This is a genomic window from Schaalia suimastitidis DSM 15538 (assembly GCF_000429105.1).
GTDB classification, from domain to species: Bacteria; Actinomycetota; Actinomycetes; order Actinomycetales; family Actinomycetaceae; genus Pauljensenia; species Pauljensenia suimastitidis.
Window position 1 is genome coordinate 363680 of the sequence record NZ_AUBF01000006.1, and the last position, 19572, is coordinate 383251.

General features: G+C 56.9%; 17 protein-coding genes. 16 read left to right on the forward strand and 1 reads right to left on the reverse strand.

What is annotated here, in order from left to right; all coding sequences use genetic code 11:
• The first annotated feature begins 1 nt into the window (after position 1).
• From G438_RS0101645 to G438_RS0101660, 4 genes are all read left to right on the forward strand, one after another.
• Entirely contained in the window at positions 2 to 709 is a 708-nt protein-coding gene (locus G438_RS0101645) for a response regulator transcription factor (RefSeq protein WP_026459876.1), read from the forward strand.
• A 79-nt stretch (positions 710 to 788) separates the two neighbouring features.
• Positions 789 to 1313 carry a CarD family transcriptional regulator gene (locus tag G438_RS0101650; RefSeq protein WP_026459877.1) on the forward strand — a complete coding sequence of 175 codons (525 nt, stop codon included), beginning with the start codon at positions 789 to 791 and terminating at the stop codon, positions 1311 to 1313.
• Positions 1313 to 2068 (forward strand): IspD/TarI family cytidylyltransferase, encoded by a 756-nt coding sequence (locus G438_RS0101655; RefSeq protein WP_026459878.1) that lies wholly within the window; start codon positions 1313 to 1315, stop codon positions 2066 to 2068. The genes G438_RS0101650 and G438_RS0101655 overlap by 1 nt, the downstream gene beginning before the upstream one ends.
• 74 nt (positions 2069 to 2142) lie before the next feature.
• Positions 2143 to 3537, forward strand: coding sequence for an MFS transporter (locus G438_RS0101660; protein ID WP_026459879.1), 1395 nt, complete (start codon positions 2143 to 2145; stop codon positions 3535 to 3537).
• A gap of 150 nt (positions 3538 to 3687) precedes the next feature.
• Here the strand turns inward: G438_RS0101660 and ispF are convergent, their stop codons facing one another.
• Positions 3688 to 4245 carry a 2-C-methyl-D-erythritol 2,4-cyclodiphosphate synthase gene (ispF, locus tag G438_RS0101665; protein ID WP_084402932.1) on the reverse strand — a complete coding sequence of 186 codons (558 nt, stop codon included), beginning with the start codon at positions 4243 to 4245 and terminating at the stop codon, positions 3688 to 3690.
• A 67-nt stretch (positions 4246 to 4312) separates the two neighbouring features.
• Between ispF and thrC the strand changes: the two genes are divergently transcribed.
• The 12 genes from thrC to G438_RS0101725 all read left to right on the forward strand — a co-directional run bounded on the left by thrC (position 4313) and on the right by G438_RS0101725 (position 19561).
• Positions 4313 to 5782, forward strand: a complete 1470-nt coding sequence (thrC, locus tag G438_RS0101670) for a threonine synthase (RefSeq protein WP_026459881.1) — start codon at positions 4313 to 4315, stop codon at positions 5780 to 5782.
• A 206-nt stretch (positions 5783 to 5988) separates the two neighbouring features.
• Positions 5989 to 7440 carry a cysteine--tRNA ligase gene (gene cysS / locus G438_RS0101675; RefSeq protein ID WP_026459882.1) on the forward strand — a complete coding sequence of 484 codons (1452 nt, stop codon included), beginning with the start codon at positions 5989 to 5991 and terminating at the stop codon, positions 7438 to 7440.
• 149 nt (positions 7441 to 7589) lie between these two features.
• Positions 7590 to 8576 carry a 23S rRNA (guanosine(2251)-2'-O)-methyltransferase RlmB gene (gene rlmB, locus G438_RS0101680; RefSeq protein ID WP_026459883.1) on the forward strand — a complete coding sequence of 329 codons (987 nt, stop codon included), beginning with the start codon at positions 7590 to 7592 and terminating at the stop codon, positions 8574 to 8576.
• Positions 8577 to 8789: 213 nt separating this feature from the next.
• Entirely contained in the window at positions 8790 to 10073 is a 1284-nt protein-coding gene (locus tag G438_RS0101685; RefSeq protein WP_026459884.1) for an adenylosuccinate synthase, read from the forward strand.
• Positions 10074 to 10313: 240 nt separating this feature from the next.
• Positions 10314 to 11291, forward strand: coding sequence for a hypothetical protein (locus tag G438_RS0101690; protein WP_026459885.1), 978 nt, complete (start codon positions 10314 to 10316; stop codon positions 11289 to 11291).
• A gap of 36 nt (positions 11292 to 11327) precedes the next feature.
• Complete coding sequence (locus G438_RS0101695) at positions 11328 to 11942, forward strand: heme-binding beta-barrel domain-containing protein (protein WP_026459886.1); 615 nt, start codon at positions 11328 to 11330, stop codon at positions 11940 to 11942.
• The gene (ygfZ, locus tag G438_RS0101700; RefSeq protein ID WP_240470950.1) at positions 11935 to 13134 is read left to right on the forward strand and encodes a CAF17-like 4Fe-4S cluster assembly/insertion protein YgfZ; all 1200 of its coding nucleotides are present in this window, start codon (positions 11935 to 11937) and stop codon (positions 13132 to 13134) included. The genes G438_RS0101695 and ygfZ overlap by 8 nt, the downstream gene beginning before the upstream one ends.
• Positions 13131 to 13556 carry a D-aminoacyl-tRNA deacylase gene (gene dtd, locus G438_RS0101705; RefSeq protein WP_026459888.1) on the forward strand — a complete coding sequence of 142 codons (426 nt, stop codon included), beginning with the start codon at positions 13131 to 13133 and terminating at the stop codon, positions 13554 to 13556. The genes ygfZ and dtd overlap by 4 nt, the downstream gene beginning before the upstream one ends.
• Before the next feature lie 206 nt (positions 13557 to 13762).
• On the forward strand, positions 13763 to 16228 hold the full coding sequence (locus G438_RS0101710; RefSeq protein WP_026459889.1) for an ATP-dependent Clp protease ATP-binding subunit: 2466 nt from the start codon (positions 13763 to 13765) through the stop codon (positions 16226 to 16228).
• 404 nt (positions 16229 to 16632) lie between these two features.
• On the forward strand, positions 16633 to 17979 hold the full coding sequence (locus G438_RS0101715; protein WP_205618396.1) for a Mur ligase family protein: 1347 nt from the start codon (positions 16633 to 16635) through the stop codon (positions 17977 to 17979).
• The gene (locus G438_RS0101720; protein WP_026459891.1) at positions 17976 to 18716 is read left to right on the forward strand and encodes a type 1 glutamine amidotransferase; all 741 of its coding nucleotides are present in this window, start codon (positions 17976 to 17978) and stop codon (positions 18714 to 18716) included. Before G438_RS0101715 ends, G438_RS0101720 begins: the two co-directional genes overlap by 4 nt.
• A 92-nt stretch (positions 18717 to 18808) precedes the next feature.
• Entirely contained in the window at positions 18809 to 19561 is a 753-nt protein-coding gene (locus G438_RS0101725) for a hypothetical protein (RefSeq protein WP_026459892.1), read from the forward strand.
• Positions 19562 to 19572 lie beyond the last annotated feature (11 nt).

Here is a 19572-nt window from a genome sequence, read left to right on the forward strand (position 1 = left end):
TATGGCGCGCATATTGATTATTGAAGACGAAGATACCTACCGTGAATCTCTTGCCTTCAACCTTCGGCGAGATGGTTTTGAAGTGGGTGAAGCTGCGGACGGCGAAAATGGGTTGATCAGTGCCAGAGACGGACACTGGGATCTTGTCCTTCTGGACCTCATGCTTCCAGGGATGTCCGGTGAAGAGGTATGCCGGAAACTTCGTCAACACCGTGCAGTCCCAGTCATTATGGTGTCAGCAAAAGACGAGGTCGTTGATCGTATTGTTGGTCTTGAAATCGGTGCAGACGACTATGTCACCAAACCGTATTCTTACCGTGAACTACTCGCGCGCATTCGCGCCGTATTGCGACGGGGAGAAGCCCGTGACGACACCGCTGAGGACGAAACAGAAGAAATACTTGAAGTGGGTGCGCTCGCACTGTGGGTTGACCGCCACGAGGTTCGCCTCGATGGGGAAGTTATTCCGATGCCACTGCGCGAATTTGAACTCTTAGAGTATCTTGCCCGTAACCCCGATAGGGTTCTCACGCGTATGCAACTGATGGACCGAGTGTGGGGTGCCGGTTATATTGGCGACACCAAAACCCTTGACGTCCATGTCAAACGCCTGCGAACAAAGATTGAGGTCAATCCTGCCGCTCCCACGCGCTTAGTGACCGTGCGCGGCCTGGGATATAAACTGCTTTCGGACCCCTCCCATGCCTAGTGTGACCACTCTCGTTCTCATGGGAAAGGGGCGGAGATGATAGTATTGGAGTGCTGTTGTCCACGTGCAGGGAGCTCTCATGTCGTTCGAAATCGGTCAGACCGTCGTGTATCCGCACCACGGTGCGGCCACGATTGAAGAGATCTCAATTCGAAAAATCCGTGGTGAAGAACGCACCTACCTCACCCTTCGAGTCAGTCAAGGGGACTTAACCATTCAGGTGCCCGCTGAAAATGTGGACCTCGTGGGTGTGCGCGATGTCGTTGATGAAGATGGACTGGAAAAAGTGCTGTCTGTCTTGCGTGCCCCCTATATTGAGGAGCCTACGAACTGGTCACGCCGTTACAAAGCAAACCAGGAAAAGATCGCTACGGGCGACATTGTGAAAGTCTCTGAGGTTGTCAGGGACCTTACGCGCCGCGATGACCAGAAGAAGCTGTCGACAGGCGAAAAGCGGATGCTGACCAAGGCTAAGCAAATCCTCGCCTCAGAACTTGCGTTGGCTCGCAACATTGATAAAGCAAGTGCCGCAGTGCGGTTAGAAGAAATCCTTGCCGAAGGCCGTATTGACGAGCCTGAAAGCGATACGACTGACGAGGCCTGATGAGTCGCGCTTACGCGGTCCTTACGGCCGCCGGAGCTGGCACCCGCCTCGGTTCGCACGGACCTAAGGCGCTTGTGCCCCTCGTAGGTGAACCCCTAGTTCTTCGCGCCGCGCGGGGGCTTGCTGAGGCAGGGGTGGATGTCCTTGTGATCACCGTACCCGAGACGCATATGGCAGAATTCGTCAGCCTATTTCCGCTAGAAAAAGTCCCCGGTTTTCACACCGTGTTGCGTGTCGTCGCAGGGTCGAATGTCTCCCGGCAAGCGTCGGTGGCCAAGGGTCTTGCTGCCCTTGAGACTTTCGCCCGCGATATTGGCTTGCCGCTACATGATGATTCCGTGGTCCTTGTCCATGATGCTGCGCGTTGTCTGACTCCGCCAGAACTCATTACACGCGTGATTGACGCCGTTAATGATGGCTACCCAGCGGTAATCCCTGGTTTGCCGCTAGCAGATACAGTGAAAACGATTGCGCGCGGCGGAGGCGACGCGGCGCCTCGGCCCGTTACCGGCACACCGAATCGGGCTGACATGGTGGCAGTCCAAACCCCTCAAGGTTTTACCTGGGAGGTACTGCGTACCGCCCACGAGGCTGGTGCTGACCTTGCTGACAGTGAGCGGCGCTCCGCCACCGACGACGCAGGTCTGGTGGAAGCTAACGGCGGAACTGTCCACGTAGTGGCAGGTGACTCGTTGGCCCTAAAAATCACCACTCCGCTGGACGTAGCACTAGCGAAAATCTTGCTGTGTCGCTGAGAGGGTGCTACACGTGCTAAGTTCAGCGCGGACACATTGCGTGTAACAACGGAGTAAATATCCGAGGAGGACATATGTCCAGCATCGACGCGGGCCGCACCCGCCTCCTATCCCGTCCCGTCGTTGAATGGGCGCTGTGGGACTGGGGGTCGGCAGCCTTCAACGCGGTAGCCACCACCTTCGTATTCAGCACCTACCTCACCGCCGACAAAAACTTCACCGACTCAGGTACCGCCTCACAATACCTGTCAATCGGCCTGATGATTGCAGGTATTATCATCGCCCTCCTTGCCCCTATCACAGGGCAGCGCGCGGATCGACGAGGAAAAGGCGCGCTATGGCTTGGGTGGTTCACAGCGTTGGTGTGTCTGACGTTGCTGGCGATGTTCTTCGTCTACCCCGAAAGTCCACTCGGCGCCATGAATGCCCTATGGCTAGGGATTGCACTGCTAGGTCTGGGCAATATTTTCTTCGAATTTGCCTCTGTGAACTACAACGCGATGCTGAACCACATTGCCCATAAGGACGACATGGGTAGAGTCTCAGGATTCGGTTGGGGCGCAGGCTACGTCGGCGGCATCGTGTTGTTGCTCATCGTCTACGTGGGCCTCATTGAACCAGAAGTAGGTTGGTTCGGGGTCACCAGCAACAATGGAATGAATGTGCGTGTCACGATGATTGTCGCCGCCGCATGGTTCTTCATTTTTGCATTGCCAGTGATTTTGCGGCCACCTCTGCCCCAACATCTGCGCGATCAATCCGTCACAGGTAGCCGCGATCTTGACGACACAGCGCCGCGAGAAAGCATCGGGCAGTCCTATCGTTTACTGTGGGCTACCGTCAAGAGCCTGAAAAAGGCGGCTCCACATACGCTGTTCTTCCTCATTGCTTCAGCTATCTTCCGTGACGGTATGGCAGGTGTATTCACCTATGGTGCAATCGTCGCGAAAACCACCTTCCATTTTGAAGCTGGCGACATCATGCTCTTTGGTATTGCTGCCAACGTGGTGGCTGGCCTGGCGACCATGCTTTTCGGTGTACTTGATGACAAAATCGGCCCCAAAGCGGTCATCATTATTTCCCTGGTGTCAATGGTGATTTCTGGTTTGGGCATTTTCTTCTTCTACCAAAAAGGTGCGATGGTGTTCTGGGTGCTGGGCTTGATCCTGTCCCTCTTTGTGGGACCGGTCCAGTCGGCATCACGGTCCCTTCTTGCTCGCATGATTCCAGAAGGACGCGAAGGCGAAATCTTTGGCCTATATGCCACCACCGGCCGCGCAGTGTCATTCTTGGCACCTGCCATGTATTACCTTGCGTTGAAATTGGGTGAGGCTGTTAATCCAGGTACCGCGTCGGCGTACACGCACTGGGGCATTCTCGGGATCGTTGCCGTTCTTGCGGTCGGCTTGTTACTGACAATCCCGGTCAGGGTCGAAGAAGCCCACCTCGACGTTACTCACACCAAGTAGGCGCGCTTGGTTCGGCTGAATGTGTGGCCGACGCGCTCGTTGGGCCACCTCAAGCTGCATATCGTACCTGCGCTTGGGTGCCGCGAGCTGCATGGGTGAAACCAGCTACCCGCAGCGTTGGGCGCAGGCGGCGATACCTTAATAAGCGCGTTATCTACTGATGGGCACCATTAGGACCGAAGCAAGCGCCGCTAGGCCTTCGCCTCGTCCCGTAAACCCCAGGCCATCGGTCGTTGTCGCACTCACCGACACTGGTCCCTGCGCTAGGAGCGTCATGCGTTCGCAGGCCTGAGGGAGGCGGGCAGCCATACGCGGTTTATTCCCAATCACCTGCACGGTGGCATTGCCGAGCCTCCACCCGGCTGCGGCGGCCATATTCACCACCTCGACCAGGAATGCTTCGCCGCTTGCCCCTTGCCACTGTGGGCGATCGGTACCGAAAACGGTACCCATGTCACCTAAAGCGCAAGCTCCAAGGATGGCATCGCATAGTGCATGAGCCGCCACATCCCCATCAGAATGACCCTCCAGAGGCGTTTCGTCGGGCCACGGTAAGCAGGCAACCATCAAGGTTTTTCCACGAGCCTGCTCCGGGGTGGCAAAAGCATGGACATCAATGGCTTGTCCGACGCGAAAGGTAGCGGAGGCTGGCAATGCCGCGGAAGGAGCGGCAGCAAGGGGAGTTGCGGTGGGTGAAGGCTCAGTCATACCCCAAGCCTACGTGTCACAGTGGGACGCGATGAAACGGAACGCGGCGCCGCGTTAGGATCAAGCTATGCGGTACCTGTCAACGCGAGCAGCCGCGGATACGCTGCCATCGACCTTCAGCGACATTTTGCTCGGTGGTTTGGCCCCAGATGGTGGCCTCTACCTTCCCCAGACATACCCGCAGATTAACGCCGATACACTCGCTCAGTGGCGTCAACTTCTTGACGACGAAGGCTATCCGGCTTTAGCAGCGCGTGTTCTGTCGCTCTTCATTGACGATATTCCCGCTGGCGACCTTGCCGAGATATGTGAGCGTGCCTACCGAACACCTGCATTTGCTACCCCTGAAATCGTCCCTGTGACTGACCTAGGCAACGGATTGTGGCTTTCGCACCTGTCTGAGGGGCCAACGGCTGCCTTTAAAGATATGGCGATGCAGCTCCTGGGTGAACTTTTCGAATATGAGCTTCGCCGCAGGGATGACTGGTTGACCATCGTTGGGGCAACCTCAGGCGATACAGGATCGGCTGCCGAATACGCATTGCGTGGCCGACCAGGTGTGTCGGTTGTGATGCTGACACCGCGTGGTCGCATGACTCCGTTCCAGCGTGCGCAAATGTTCTCGCTCCTAGACGACAATATCGTCAATGTTGCTGTTGACGGCGTCTTTGACGACTGTCAGGACCTTGTTAAAGCACTCAACATGGATGCCGACTTTAAGGCAGCATGGCATATCGGTGCGGTGAACTCCATTAACTGGGCGCGTCTCCTTGCCCAAGTGGTGTACTACGTCGCCACATGGATACGTGTCTCAGCGCAATATGCGCGCACCTATGGCGGTAATGCTGCGGAGCAGCGCGTCAGTGTCTGCGTCCCGTCAGGGAACTTCGGAAATGTATGCGCGGCCCATATCGCTCGAAGTATGGGCGTGCCGCTCGATACGCTCATCGTGGCGACAAACGAAAATGACGTGTTGGACGAATTTTTTACCACTGGCGTCTACCGTGTGCGTAGTGCGGAAAACACCCTTGCGACATCGTCACCATCGATGGATATTTCTAAAGCATCTAATTTTGAGCGTTTTATTCATGACGTACTTGGTGGCGACAAGGCACGTGTTGCTGAGCTTTTCGGTGAACGCTTGGATGAGTATGGCACATTCGACCTTTCTGCCAGTCCGTTCTTTGCTCAGATGCGTACGCGCTGGGGAATGGTTTCAGGGCGCTCAACTCACGCCAACCGGCTTGCCGAGATACGACGCACCGCTACTGAAAACGGGTACGTTCTTGACCCTCATACTGCTGACGGTATGCACGTGGCACGACAGTGGCTCGATCACCTGGACGGGCCAATCGTTGTGATGGAAACGGCACTACCAGTGAAATTTGCCCAGACGGTGGTGGAAGCAACTGGACAGTTGCCACCCACCCCAGAGCGTTTTCAAGGTATTGAGGCCCTGCCGCAAAAAGTCGTTGACCTACCTAATGACCTTGCCGCCCTTCAAGCACTGATTCAGGACACGATTCGCCGCCCCTAGATTTCACGCATCCTTTACGTGCCGAGGTGAGCGTCCTTTACGTGCTGAGGCGACGGGGAAGTGGCCAGATAACGGGCGGAAGTGCTGCCTGGTCCAGGGTCATGCAGATCGCGCTGCAGCGCGCGGTTACGGAGATGGTATCGAGCCCTGGCCCAGAGGTGTACGGTTCGATCATACGGCTCCATGGTGCCACTAAGATGTTGTGCATGGCACTGCACCTTTACGATTCAAAATCCGCGCACCTTCAACGCTTTACTCCCGTGGTAGACGGGCATGTCGGACTGTATCTGTGTGGCGCCACAGTCCAAGGCTCCCCGCATGTGGGGCACCTCCGTAGTGCATTAGCATTTGACACGCTTATCCGTTGGCTGATGCGTAGTGGATACACGGTGACCTACGTTCGTAATGTCACCGATATTGATGACAAGATCCTCGCCAAGTCCGCCCAGGCTGGCCAGCAGTGGTGGGCATGGGCATACCGCTATGAGCAGGAATTTGCGGCAGCCTACCGCACCCTCGGGTTGCTTCAGCCCACCTACGAGCCGCGGGCGACCGGACATATTCCTGAACAGATTGCCTTGGCTCAGCGACTGATCGACCGCGGCCACGCCTACAGTGACGGCAACGGCAACGTATATTTCGACGTCCGTTCCCTCCCAGATTACGGCTCGCTTACCCGTCAGCGCCTCGACGATATGCGATGCACTGAAGACGACGCGCAAATTGAGGCTCACGTTGAAGCAGGTAAACGTGACCCGCGCGATTTCGCACTGTGGAAGGCCGCGAAAGACACAGAACCAGAAACCGCGTCGTGGGATTCACCATGGGGCAAAGGCCGACCTGGCTGGCATCTTGAGTGCTCGGCAATGTCACACCGTTACCTGGGTGAAACCTTCGATATTCATGGCGGAGGTATCGATCTGCGTTTTCCCCACCATGAGAACGAACAGGCTCAATCCCATGGAGCAGGCTGGGATTTCGCGCGCCTATGGGTACATAATGCGTGGGTGACGACCAAGGGCGAAAAAATGAGTAAATCCTTGGGGAATGTCCTATCTCTTGAGGCGCTCACCGCCGACTATGCGCCACCAGTAGTGCGCTGGGCACTGTCAACGGTCCATCACCGCAGCGCAATCGAATGGGGGCCAGATACGTTGCCGGAGGCAGCAAAAGCGTGGGAGAAATTTGCGGGCTTCGTTGATCGGTCTATTGAGGCGAGTGGTGAGGTGCCGCGTGAGGAAGTGGAGGCACTGAGGGCGGATCAGCTTCCTGGCGCATTTCGGCAGGCATTGGACGATGACCTCAATGTGGCTGGTGGCCTTGCAGTTATTCACGATTACCTCAAACAAGGTAATGCGGCGTTGGCTGCAGGTGATGGCCAAGCGGTCCGTACCACACAGCTCCTTGTTCGCGCCATGCTGGATGTCATGGGCCTGGACCCGGCCTCCCCACAATGGCGAGGTAATTCCGGTGTGACCACTGGCCTGGGCAAGCAGGATGCTGCTTTGGCTGCACTTGTTGAGGCTGCCATTGCTGACCGCGCCGCTGCACGAGGCGCTAAGGATTGGGCGAGGGCCGATGAATTGCGTGACCGCCTGGCCGCTGCAGGTGTAGTGGTCGAAGATGGTCGGGATGGGGCTCGTTGGCACCTGGCTTAAGAGCAGTGACCGATTACCTTGTGTGTCTCGCTGACGCATCTGACCATCGTTGGCGTCAAACAGGTAGGCTACATGCAGGATATTGAGCGCCACACGCATGCGTTGCGTGCGCTGTCGCGCCACCATGACTTGAGTGCCGGGAGGCAGATATGGCAGGAAACGACGGGCGTCGAGGAGCGGTGCGTAAGCCCGGTTCGAAAAAAGGCGCCAAGGTAGGTACCGGCGGACATTCGAGGCGCCGCCTCGAAGGCAAAGGACCAACCCCCAAGGCCGAAGACCGCACGTATCATCCGGCACATAAGCGTAAGCTTGCACGCGAAAAGCGTGAAGCGCAGGAAGCAGCCATTGCACGGGCACGGGCAAAATCGTCTATTAGAGTGCCTGAAGGGCATGAACTGATCGCTGGTCGCAATCCTGTTGCCGAGGCGGTGCGCGCCAAGGTGCCTATTGAACGTGTCTTCGTGGCGGGTAACATCAAAGATGACCGGGTTGAGGAGGTCGTTCGTCTTGCCTCGGCCATGGGTGCGCCTGTTTTTGAGGTGACGCGACGTGACTTGGATGTGGCAACCGATGGTGCGGTTCACCAAGGCGTGGCCGTGGAGGTACCCGCCTACGAATATGCCGATGTCGCCGATCTTATCGCTGATTCTCAACAGCAAATTGACTTGCCGTTACTGCTGGCTCTTGATCAGGTCACTGACCCGCATAACCTGGGCGCTGTCTTGCGCAGTGCAGGGGCTTTCGGTGGCGACGGCGTTATTATTCCCGAGCGTCGAAGCGCAGGGGTAACGACGACAGCCTGGAAGGTATCAGCAGGTGCAGCCGCACGTGTGCCTGTGGCGCGCGTGACGAATCTTGTGCGGGCCTTAGAAGACTGCAAACGTGCGGGGTTCTTTGTTGTGGGCCTCGATGGTGGCGGTGACGCACAATTGCGCGACATGGAGTTGGCGCACTCTCCTTTAGTGGTCGTCACCGGCGCTGAAGGCAGTGGCCTGTCGCGCCTCGTCAGGGAAACGTGTGACCATATCGTGTCTATCCCTATCGCTTCGGCAGTAGAGTCACTCAATGCGGCGGTCGCGACCGGTATTGCCTTGTATGAGGTTGATTCGCTGCGTCGCGCGGTACGTGAAGGCTGAGCGGGTTCGGCCCGTCTGTGTGTTGCGCACAACCGAAGTGGCGGCTCAATTTGCTGCGTGATGCCCCTGGTGAAGGGCCAAGGCGAGGTGGAGCCGTGGGCAACATATACATTGACGTCACCTTTCGCCTAGAATCCTCTAGGTAGAACCACCGTTCTGCTCGCATCCGGACAGCAACTGCCGGTGCGGAAACGGCAACACAGGAGAGCCATCATGCCAGCGGTGATCGTACTCGGAACTCAATGGGGTGACGAGGGTAAAGGCAAGGCAACAGATCAACTGGGCCAACGTACCGACGTCGTTGTGAAATTCAATGGCGGTAATAATGCCGGGCATACGGTGGTTGTTAACGGCGAAAAATACGCATTGCACTTGCTGCCTGCGGGTATCCTCTCTGAAGGTGTCACCCCGGTTATTGGCAATGGTGTTGTTGTTGACCTTGAGGTGCTCTTTGAAGAGTTGGCTGAGATGGAGCGTCGTGGGGTTGACGTGTCTCGTTTGCTTATTTCAGCAAATGCCCACATTATTCCCTCGTATAACCGTGTGATGGACCGTGCCACCGAAAAATCCTTGGGTGAACGCCAAATTGGCACCACGGGGCGTGGTATTGGACCAACCTACGCTGACAAGATGAACCGTATTGGTCTGCGTATTCAAGACCTTTTCGATGAGTCGATTCTGCGGCAAAAAGTCCGCAGCGCCCTTGTGGGGAAGAATACGACGCTTGAAGCACTCGGTGGCACTGCTATTGACCCTGAGACAGTGATCGCTGAATTGCTGTCATATGTTGAGCGGGTGCGACCAATGGTGGTGGATGCGTCGCTGGTGGTCAACGACGCGTTGGATAACGGCAAAATGGTCCTCTTTGAAGGTGGCCAGGCCACCATGCTTGATATTGATCATGGCACGTACCCATTCGTTACCTCGTCAAACCCGACCGCTGGTGGCGCCCTTACCGGCACAGGAGTTGGGCCGACGCGGATTGATGCTGTGGTGGGTGTGGCGAAGGCGTATACGACGCGCGTTGGGGAGGGGCCTTTCCCCACGGAACTTACTGACGAGGTGGGTCAGGCTTTGCGTGAAAAAGGTGGCGAATTTGGTGTCACCACGGGTCGCCCACGGCGCTGTGGCTGGTTTGATTCGGTCGTGGTTCGGTATTCCACCAGGATTAATGGCTTGACGGATATCTGCCTGACGAAGCTCGACGTCCTTACCGGGTATGAAACTATCCCTGTGTGTGTCGCCTACGAGGTTGACGGTGTACGCATGGATGAAATGCCGATGGATCAAAGTTCTTTCCACCATGCAGCGCCAATTTACGAGGAGCTGCCGGGTTGGATTGAAGATATTTCCGATGTGCGTCGCTTTGAGGACCTGCCGACGAACGCGCAAGCCTATGTGTTGCGCCTTGAGGAGTTGTGTCGCTGCCGCATTTCCTCTATTGGTGTGGGTCCGGGTAGGGAAGCAACAATCGTGCGTATGCCTATCGCCGACTGAGCAGGTAGTGCACCACACCCGGTGGGAGCACTACAGGTGTGCGGCTGTACTGCCAGCAAGGGCAGGGTCGTGACACAGCTAAGGCGAAGTATGTGACACCGAGCCGGAAGCGCCTGTCGGCGCGAAGGCCGCTCGTAGCGGCAGAGTTTGGAGCCCGGGGCTTACCGACTCGGTGGTCTACCCATCATACGGCCATTGTGTAAATACCGCTCAATTGCACAGTGTGGGAGGATTAAGCCTGTGGAACAGGAATTGCACTCTGCCCCGCGGCCCGCAACTGGCATTCCGTCGCGGCGCCGCACCAACCAGCCTCCGCCTCGTAAAGCGCTGTCTCCCGGGTTGCAGCGCGTCCTTCCGATGCTTGCTGCGTCACTCGGTCTGACGGCGCTGACGATGCTTGCGGGTGGACTCCCCTGGGGCGTATGGGTGCTTTTTGTCGCGCTCGTGGGCGCTGCCGTGTGCCTCGCGATTTTCTGGCCGCGGCTCACCGGAGTTCCTGTGACATTGGTCGGGCAGTGTGGCATCGCCCTGGGTAGCGCTGGTCCTGCGTTGGCAGTCGTCTTCACCAAAGACCTGTATTGGGCGACCCTTGTGACGGCGACTGCTGTGGCGCTGCTGATATCCGCTGAGGTGCTGACCGCCCCTAAACCTGTTGATCACTCGCCGATGGACAGCGATAGTGATGAAGAGGTGCCACCCGAAGCGTTGCTGGTTGCCTCGCAACTGTGGGGGTCGCGCTCGACTACGTCAGTGATTGCAGCGTCAGTAACAGGCATGTTGTTTACTGCCTGTGGCGCCGCATGGATTGGGCTCCTGGCGAATGTACAGTGGGCTTTCGCGGTGCCGCTGCTCGCCGTTTCCTATGCGGTTGCGACGACAAGTGCGTCATTACATCTAAGTCGCTCGCTGCGTTACGCGACGATTTACGTGCTGACGGTTGTGGCAGGGATTAGCGGCATGTATCTAGAAACGCTCGTTGGTAGTTATGGGAGTGCCGCAGGTCTTACGCTTCCAATCCTTGGGACCACCGCATCGGTCACCACGGCGACACTCTTGGTAGGTTCGGTCGTTGGTGCTGTTGTGGCGACCGTCATCGTGACCGTCGATGTCATTTTTGGTGACGTGCTTGACCGCCCTGGGTGGGAACGTGCAGCGATCGCTGCCTTGCAGTTCCTTCTTGTGGCCTTCCCGGTGTATGCCCTGATTCGTTTGGGCTAGTTCTTAGAGTCGGCCGGAAATAGGTACCCTTGACTTATGTTGGTCATTCCGGAAGATTTACCCGCTGAAATTGCGCCCCTCGCATGGCTGTTGGGTTCGTGGAAAGGCTGGGGGATGCTCTCTGCCGCGCCACAAGCTCAGGTAGCCCAAGACGATCCTGGGAGCCCCGATAATCCCGTCATTGAAGAAGTGACGGCGGCACTTGTGGGTACGCAGCTGCGGGTAACTACTGCCATTTACGAGGCGCAGCTGGGTAACACTCAGGGCCCTGACCCGCTGTGGGATGCCAATACGGGCTTGTCAGCGATGACTCAAAGTAGCCTGGTATGGGAAGAAACCATGTATATGCGCCTTCTTCCGGGGACGGGGCAATTGCCTCCTCCTGGCGAGTATCTTCCCCGGGAAATCCTTGCCACTGGCTCGACCACCAATGGGCTTGGTGTGCTGTGGGCAGGCGTGTCCCTCGGCCCCCGCATACAGATGGTCTCCGATGCAATTGCGCGCGACGCGCAGGCACTTGAGGTCGAACACCTAGGACGGATGTACGGTCTTGTCGCAGGGGAAATGATGTGGACACAGGAACGTACGGTTGCGGGTCTTGACGTTGCCGTGGAACTGTCGGGTCGACTTGCGCGCGTGGCCAATGACTGAGTACCCCATTGACAACGAGATGCCCCGTTATCGCAGCGTATTTACGGCCTCCCCTAGGGTAGTTATCGATGAAGGTGACTACCGTATGCCGGGTGTGCCCTTGCATTTTGGTGACCCTTCAGGGGAGCAGTGGGCGTTAGAGGCTGGATCCGGCCTCGTTGATCGGGGCGACTTGGGTATCGTCACCGTCACGGGTGCGGATCGCCAAAAATGGTTGACCTCCCTGTCCAGCCAAATCGTGACAGGTATGAGTGTGGGGGACAGTAAAGAACTCCTCATCTTGGACCCGCAAGGGCATATTGAGCACGCTTGTGCCGTCCTTGACGACGGCGACACAACGTGGCTTGTTACCGCATTATCGCGGACGCAGGCACTTGAGCACTGGCTGAACTCCATGAAATTCATGCTACGTGTTGACGTGAGGAGACCCGATAACCGTCGGATTTTTGCAACGGTTGGCGAGGCCTCGACGCGTGGGGTGAGCCACCTACCAGGCTATTGTGCTACCTGGACTGATCCTTGGCCGGGTGTGAGTGACGGGGGAGCGGAGTATTTCCAAGGCGCGCACCCGGCAGAAAATATCCGCATGTTTCTTCACCTTGTTGATGCCGATGCAGCTTCTGATTTTGCTCACGCATGGATGCTTGCTGATGCAAAGCGACGGCCTACAGGTTGGTTAGCGTGGAATGCGATGCGTATCGCGGCGTGGAAACCCGATATCGCTTTTGACGTTGATGAGCGCACGATTCCAGCTGAACTTGACTGGCTACGCACAGCGGTACACACCAATAAGGGGTGTTATCGAGGCCAAGAATCGGTGGCTCGCGTCATCAACCTGGGGCGTCCGCCGCGTCGCCTAGTGATGCTTCAATTGGACGGTTCCCGAGGTGATCTGCCGGCAGTGGGTTCAGCCATCATGTGGGGTCCTCGCCGCGTAGGGACGGTGACGTCGGTTGCGCGTCACGCTGACTGGGGGCCAATTGCGTTAGCGCTGGTGATGCGCAACGTGCCAGCTGACGTGGTATTTGACTTGGATGGCATCGCAGCAGCCCAAGAGGTTATCGTTCCCGTTGACGGAAAATCTTCTATTTCTCCAGCTCAACGTCCAGGTGTCGGCATGGTGAATCCGGCGCTACGACGTCCAGATGTGCCCGCCTTTGGTGGCGGTTCAGCTATTGGGGGGCGCTCATGAGGGCAGTGTTACAGCGAGTGCATCGCGCAAGTGTCACAGTTGATGGCGAAGTAGTGGGGGCGATTGAAGGTCTGGGTATCCTTGCGTTGATTGGTGTTGCGCGCGGTGATGGAATGGCTCAGGTTGACACCATCGTTCGCAAAATTGCGGAACTGCGTATGTTCGACAATGAGGCGTCGGTCAGTGATGTGGGTGGATCTGTACTTGTCGTCAGCCAATTCACCCTTTATGGTGACACGCGCAAAGGGCGACGCCCCTCGTGGTCCCATGCTGCGCCCGGCTCTGAAGCTGAGCCTCTTGTCGAGGCGGTGGTTGCAGGTTTGCGTCAACGTGGCCTTCACGTAGAAACCGGACGCTTTGGAGCGATGATGGACGTTGCTTTAGTCAACAGTGGGCCATTTACGTTGCTGGTTGAAGCTTGAGCAGGCGTTGCGTGGTCGGTGGCCCCCAAATTGGGAGTGGAATTGAACGGCGTATCCGTTCCCAATTTTCACCCCTTAGTGAACACGGAGGCGTAACGTCGCCATAGCCCTTAGTCTGGCATCAGTAGAAATATCGCCAGCACCGACACGGAGCGGCCAGCACGGTACAGCCATGCGTGGGGCGATCAACGTCAGAAGGGCACAGCATGTTCGAAAGGTTTACCGACCGAGCCAGGCGCGTCGTCGTCCTCGCACAAGACGAGGCACGCAGCCTCAACCATAACTACATTGGCACTGAGCATCTCCTGCTTGGCCTTATCACCGAAGGTGAGGGCGTCGCAGCCAAAGCCCTCGATATGGTTGAGATTAAACGTGAAGACGTGCGCGCGATGGTGGTGGAGATCATCGGTGAAGGGCAGCGTCCTGTTGAAGGTCACATTCCTTTTACGCCGCGTGCTAAGCGCGTCTTTGAACTGTCGTTGCGTGAAGCGCTCCAACTGGGACATAACTACATTGGCACCGAGCATCTTCTGTTGGGGTTACTGAAAGAAGGAGAAGGAACGGCTGCACAGGTCCTGACTAAACTTGGTGCAGATCTGGGTAAAGTTCGCCAAACCGTTATCCAACTCTTGTCGGGCTATCAGCGTGGCGGTGAAGAAGGTCGAGAGGCCGTGGGAGTAGGCGCCTCGTCGACGGGTCCAGAGCGCGCCAATTCGGCGATCCTTGAACAATTTGGACGGAATCTCACACAGGCAGCGCGTGAGAACAAGCTGGATCCGGTGATTGGGCGACGCACCGAAATGGAGCGGGTCATGCAAGTCCTGTCCCGGCGCACTAAGAACAACCCGGTGCTGATCGGCGAGCCGGGTGTGGGCAAGACGGCTGTTGTTGAGGGGCTTGCGCAGGCGATCGTGCATGGTGATGTGCCTGAGACTATTAAGGACAAGCAGATTTACTCCCTTGATATGGGTTCTCTTGTAGCTGGCTCGCGTTACCGCGGTGACTTTGAGGAACGTTTGAAGAAGGTTCTTAAAGAGATCCGTACTCGCGGGGACATCATCCTCTTTATTGATGAAATCCACACCCTTGTGGGTGCGGGTGCTGCTGAAGGTTCCATTGACGCCGCCCAGATGCTCAAACCCATGCTGGCTCGCGGTGAACTCCAGACTATTGGTGCTACCACGAACGACGAGTACCGCAAATACATTGAAAAAGATGCGGCGTTGGAACGTCGTTTCCAGCCGGTGAAGGTGGACGAGCCATCTGTGGAGGAGACCGTCGGCATCCTCAAGGGATTGCGTGACCGTTACGAGGCGCACCACCGCATTATCATTACCGACAGTGCCATCGAAGCAGCTGCAGAGCTTGCGGACCGTTATATTTCCGACCGTTATTTGCCGGACAAGGCGATCGATCTGATGGACGAGGCGGGGGCGCGTTTGCGTATTGCCCGAATGACGGCGCCGCCGGAGTTGCGTGAACTTGACGAGCGCATTGCTGAGGTGCGTCGCGATAAAGAAGCTGCCATTGATGACCAAGACTTCGAAAAGGCAGCGTCTTTGCGTGACACTGAGTCAAAGCTGGCTGAGGAACGTAAAGCAAAAGAGGAAGCCTGGAAGGGGGGTGCCAGTGAGGACCTTGCCGAGGTTACCGAGGAAGAAATTGCTCAGGTCCTTGCGATGGTCACAGGTATCCCTGTCTTTAAGCTCACGCAGACTGAAACCACGAAGTTGCTGCGCATGGAAGACGAACTGCATAAGCGCGTCATTGGACAAAACGAGGCAGTGAAGGCGTTGTCGCAGTCGATTCGCCGTACTCGTTCTGGCTTGAAAGATCCGAACCGTCCAGGTGGGTCCTTCATTTTTGCTGGCCCCACAGGTGTTGGTAAGACTGAGCTTGCTAAGGCTCTGGCAGAGTTCCTCTTCGGTGACGAAGATGCGTTGATCCAACTCGACATGAGTGAGTTCTCTGAGAAACACACGTCATCGCGTCTCTTTGGTGCTCCTCCTGGCTATGTCGGGTACGACGAGGGTGGGCAGCTCACTGAAAAGGTGCGTCGTCGTCCCTTCTCCGTGGTGCTTTTCGATGAAGTAGAAAAGGCCCACCCGGATATTTTCAACTCTTTGTTGCAGATCCTTGAAGAGGGTCGTCTCACCGACTCACAGGGACGCAAGGTGGACTTCAAGAACACAGTCATCATTATGACGACGAACCTGGGGACGCGGGATATCAACAAGGGTGTCCTCACCGGCTTCCAGTCCTCCGATAACCTCACTCATGACTATTCGCGGATGAAGGCGAAGGTTGCAGAAGAACTGAAGCAGCATTTCCGCCCCGAGTTCCTCAACCGTGTTGATGACACGATCGTTTTCCCGCCGCTGACTAAGGATCAGATCAAACTTATTGTTGATCTGATGATTGCCAAACTTGCCAAGCGCATGGAAGCTCAGGATATGCGTCTGCAGCTCACTGACGAGGCGCGTGACTTGCTTGCGGATCGCGGTTTCGATCCGGTTCTGGGGGCGCGTCCGCTGCGTCGCGCGATTCAGCGTGATATTGAGGACGCGTTGTCGGAGCGGATTCTCTTCGGTGAGATCGTGCCTGGGCAGATTGTCACGGTGGGTGTATCTGGTGAAGGAAACGAACGAGAGTTCACCTTCAACGGGCAATAAGGCACGCATCTTGAGTGATGCGTTGCAGTGGTGGGAATTACCTCGACGTGGTAATTCCCACCACGCTATTATTGCGCTGCCTGCTTCGCGTAAGTCTGCTTAGTGAAGCAGCTAGGGATGAAATAGTTCCCCGAGCACTAATCCGAGGGCCTTGCACCGATTGCGGTGCAGGGTCCTACGTATATCGTCAGGAGTATCACGGGCTAGCGCATCGCAACTCGTGTTGCGTTCACGTGGCAGGACGAAACATCATGCGTGTTGCCCAAGCATCCATGCGTGCTGCTTTGACACTAGATACACCAGTAACCTTCCATCGCCACGCCACTGAGCGAGATAACTGAAAAATGCCACATTATGGCTTGTGGAATCTCGTCAGCATGCCACTAGGCAGTAGGGTTTTCTCTATGACAGGTGAGAACCACAGTTCCGATGCCGCTTCGTTGCGCGTGGCTCCGCTGCGCCTGCGTTCTGCTGTCGCGGTGTTTGCGGGTCAGATGACGGCCACAGCCTCGCGCCTCCTTGGCAAAGGCTCAGGCGGCATGATTGGTGGCACCATCGCCATGAAACTGGCCCCCGGCGTATTGGCTGATCTTGGCCGAGGGGTGGCTAGTGTCATCGTTACCGGTACTAACGGTAAGTCCACAACGACACGCATGGTGCGCACCGCATTAGAACATCTTGGCCCGGTGGCCTCGAATATCAATGGTGATAACCTGCCCTCGGGTATCACCACGGCGTTGATGAATAACCGTAAAGCGCATCATGCGGCTCTGGAAGTGGACGAACTTCACGTCGCTCATGTTGCTGGGAAGGTCAAACCTTCTGCAATCGTCTTGCTTAACCTGTCACGTGATCAGCTCGACCGTGTGGGCGAAATTGGTTACGTGGAAAAACGTCTTCGTGATGCTGTTGACGATAACCCTCAAGCCGTCATTGTTGCGAACTGTGATGACCCGCTTGTTGTTTCTGCTGCCGCAGACGCACAGAAGGTGATTTGGGTGGCGGCAGGTGCGGGATGGGGAGCTGATTCGGTGGCCTACCCTCGCGGTGGCCGTGTCATACGTGACGAGGCTGGCTGGAGTCTTGTTCCCACTAGTGACGGTGAGCCCCTTCCTTCCCTCGTGTCGCGTCCACAACCCCACTGGCGCCTCGACGCCATTAATCTGTCGGCGCCTGACGGTGGCACCAGCGCTACGCTTCATGGGCCCGATGGCACCACTTACGAGCTGCATCTCAAATTGCCAGGGAGGGCAAACCTCGGCAATGCGGCGCAGGCCGTGGCGGCTGCGGTTGCTCTGGGGGTGGCGCCTGCCGAGGCTGCTGCAGCCGTCGGTAAGGTCAGTGAAGTTGCGGGTCGCTATTCGGTTCATGACATTAATGGCAGGCAGGCCCGCATTGTGCTGGCAAAGAACCCAGCAGGCTGGCAAGAAACAATGACGATGGTGGACCCTGAAGTCAAACAGATCATTATTGGCGTCAATGGACAGATTCCAGATGGGCAAGATCTCTCGTGGCTGTGGGATGTTGACTTTAGTCGGTTGAAAGAAACGGATCGACGTGTTGTTGCCTGCGGCGAACGTGGAGCTGACCTTGCGGTGCGGCTTGAGTATGCAGGCATACCCTGCGATTTGGTGTCTACGCCGATGGAGGCCGTTGCCCTGATGGATGTCGGCCGGGTCGATATGCTTCTCAACTACACTGCGTTACGCGATTTCAAACGTCTCCTTGACCAGCGTGGAGGTGCGGCATGAGTGAGTCGACGCTGAGTATCGGTGTGCTTTTGCCAGAAATTTTGGGCACATACGGTGATACGGGGAATGCGCACGTCCTTGCCGAACGTGCTATTCGCAGAGGTATCGATGCTCGAGTGTACTCGGTGGGATTAGGGGATGATATCCCTGCCGAATTGGATATCTACACCCTGGGTGGCGGTGAAGATACCGCTCAAATGCTGGCGGCAGAAAAACTGCGTACAGACCCCGGTCTTGTGCGCGCCCTTGACGCAGGACGACCCCTGCTGGCTATCTGCGCATCCATGCAGGTTTTAGGTCATTGGTACTGTGATGCGCGCGGACAACAGGTGGCAGGTCTTGGTGCGCTAGACGTCACCACCACTGCAGGTTCGAGTCGTGCAATCGGTGAACTCGTGACGCACCCATTGGTTGATGGGTTAACTGAGAAACTGACTGGCTTTGAAAACCACGGTGGGCGAACAATACTTGGCGTCGCCGCACAGCCGCTGGGCAGGGTACTTGCGGGTATCGGCAACTGCGAAGCCGCAGTTGATGACCAGGACGGACGCTGCGGTGTTGACGGCGCTGTTCAGGGTTCCATTATTGCGACCTATCTGCATGGCCCTGTGCTGGCGCGAAATCCGGAGCTTGCTGACCTTATTCTCAGTCGAGCAACCGGTGCCACGATGGACCCGCTTGAGGTGCCAGCTGTGTCCCAGCTCAGGCGTGAACGGTTAGCGGCAGCGGGGTGTTGACCACGTGAAAGACATTTGCTACCGAACAGGCAATATGGGTGCATGCTCGTTACGCTTAGTATCACCACAACCACCAAATGGGGAGTGTCACCATGTCACCTTCAAATAACGACGAACCGCGTTACGGACGTCGTTCGCAAGACTGGACACCGCAGCACAACAGTGAGGGAAGTTCTGGTGAGCGGACGACCCCGTGGCCACAGTATGGCCAAGTGAACCCTGATCTTGCCTCTGGTGCCCCGTCGCATGTGGGGGCTGTGCCTCCTGTTGGTGGTACTACGCCTCAGGCGACAGGCGGCGGCATCTACGCTGGCCCAACACCAAAACTTCCCTCACGTCGCGGAGCCACGTTGACACTTGTCTTCGGCTTGATCCTCAGTTTCGTGGTTGCCCCCATGGTTTTTGTGGGCGGCCTCATCATGAACGGTAGCCTGATGGATAAGGTGGCGTCAGCGCGAGTCCTTGAGAGCGGCGATAGCGTCACTATTGACTCTTCGGGCTCCTACTACGTGGTCCCGTCGTCAACCGATGTGTATGCCTGCACCCTCACCGGTGCAGATGGGGTGGGCCACCCGATGGAAGCCGCACCGCTGGCCACCGGTTTCCAAATCTACGACCTCACCCCGGGTACCTATACCCTCACCTGCGAGGGCGAAGGTGTTTTTACCCTTGAAGGTATGAGTTTTTACTCCCAGTCAGATGTATTGGCGGTGGGCCTGTCAGCATTTGGGTGGGCGTCGCTGGTTGGTGTCATCGGTATTGTTGTGGCCATCGTTGGTATTATTCGACTCGTTGGCGTTAACCGTCGTCGGCGTGAGGTACTGAGGGCAAGCGGTCGTTGGTAACGACACGTTAC

Coding starts and splice junctions, on each gene's coding strand:
- G438_RS0101645 (WP_026459876.1), top strand. CDS start 2: ATGGCGCGCATATTGATTATTGAAGACGAAGATACCTACCGTGAATCT.
- G438_RS0101650 (WP_026459877.1), top strand. CDS start 789: ATGTCGTTCGAAATCGGTCAGACCGTCGTGTATCCGCACCACGGTGCG.
- G438_RS0101655 (WP_026459878.1), top strand. CDS start 1,313: ATGAGTCGCGCTTACGCGGTCCTTACGGCCGCCGGAGCTGGCACCCGC.
- G438_RS0101660 (WP_026459879.1), top strand. CDS start 2,143: ATGTCCAGCATCGACGCGGGCCGCACCCGCCTCCTATCCCGTCCCGTC.
- ispF (WP_084402932.1), bottom strand. CDS start 4,245: ATGACTGAGCCTTCACCCACCGCAACTCCCCTTGCTGCCGCTCCTTCC.
- thrC (WP_026459881.1), top strand. CDS start 4,313: ATGCGGTACCTGTCAACGCGAGCAGCCGCGGATACGCTGCCATCGACC.
- cysS (WP_026459882.1), top strand. CDS start 5,989: ATGGCACTGCACCTTTACGATTCAAAATCCGCGCACCTTCAACGCTTT.
- rlmB (WP_026459883.1), top strand. CDS start 7,590: ATGGCAGGAAACGACGGGCGTCGAGGAGCGGTGCGTAAGCCCGGTTCG.
- G438_RS0101685 (WP_026459884.1), top strand. CDS start 8,790: ATGCCAGCGGTGATCGTACTCGGAACTCAATGGGGTGACGAGGGTAAA.
- G438_RS0101695 (WP_026459886.1), top strand. CDS start 11,328: ATGTTGGTCATTCCGGAAGATTTACCCGCTGAAATTGCGCCCCTCGCA.
- ygfZ (WP_240470950.1), top strand. CDS start 11,935: ATGACTGAGTACCCCATTGACAACGAGATGCCCCGTTATCGCAGCGTA.
- dtd (WP_026459888.1), top strand. CDS start 13,131: ATGAGGGCAGTGTTACAGCGAGTGCATCGCGCAAGTGTCACAGTTGAT.
- G438_RS0101710 (WP_026459889.1), top strand. CDS start 13,763: ATGTTCGAAAGGTTTACCGACCGAGCCAGGCGCGTCGTCGTCCTCGCA.
- G438_RS0101715 (WP_205618396.1), top strand. CDS start 16,633: ATGACAGGTGAGAACCACAGTTCCGATGCCGCTTCGTTGCGCGTGGCT.
- G438_RS0101720 (WP_026459891.1), top strand. CDS start 17,976: ATGAGTGAGTCGACGCTGAGTATCGGTGTGCTTTTGCCAGAAATTTTG.
- G438_RS0101725 (WP_026459892.1), top strand. CDS start 18,809: ATGTCACCTTCAAATAACGACGAACCGCGTTACGGACGTCGTTCGCAA.